Origin of the sequence: Neisseria sp. HMSC078H04 (genome assembly GCF_001838135.1) — a bacterium.
Classification (GTDB): Bacteria; Pseudomonadota; Gammaproteobacteria; order Burkholderiales; family Neisseriaceae; genus Neisseria.
The window spans coordinates 1-520 of sequence record NZ_KV835838.1 but is presented as its reverse complement, the minus strand read 5'-3'; the positions used below and the strand labels follow the sequence as shown (position 1 = coordinate 520).

Sequence of the window (520 nt, the reverse complement as noted above, 5' to 3'; positions counted from 1 at the left end):
AATATTACCAATACGATTTAGAAAACCAACTCATCCGCGCCGAAATCAAAAAGCCCGCCGGCAACACCGAGATTTGGACATACGCCTATGACCCGTTCGGACGAAGGCTTTCCAAAGAACGCCAAGACAAACTTGCCTGGACGAGTACCGACCCCAAACGCACCCATTTCGTCTGGGACGGAACGCGATTACTTCAGGAGTACACCTACAAAGGCTGCTACACCTATATCTACACCGACCAAGACAGCTACGACCCCTTAGCCCAAGTCTTTGACAACGCCAAAGACGGCAAACAATACCTCGCCTATTTCCACAACGACCAAATCGGTATCCCGCGCGAGATGACCGACATCCACGGCAATCTCTTATGGTACGGCGAATATACCGCCTGGGGTCGTCTGAAAAAGGACGAGCGGGTTTACAAGGATGCGCATCAGCCGTTCAGATTACAGAACCAATACTTCGATGAAGAGACCGGACTGCACTACAACCTGATGCGGTATTACGAGCCTGAGGCGGG

General features: G+C 51.5%; 1 protein-coding gene. It reads left to right on the top strand.

Annotated elements, in window-relative coordinates; genetic code table 11:
* Positions 1-520, top strand: a 520-nt coding sequence (locus HMPREF2560_RS10880) for an RHS domain-containing protein (protein ID WP_210400167.1), incomplete at both ends; no start/stop codon positions are given.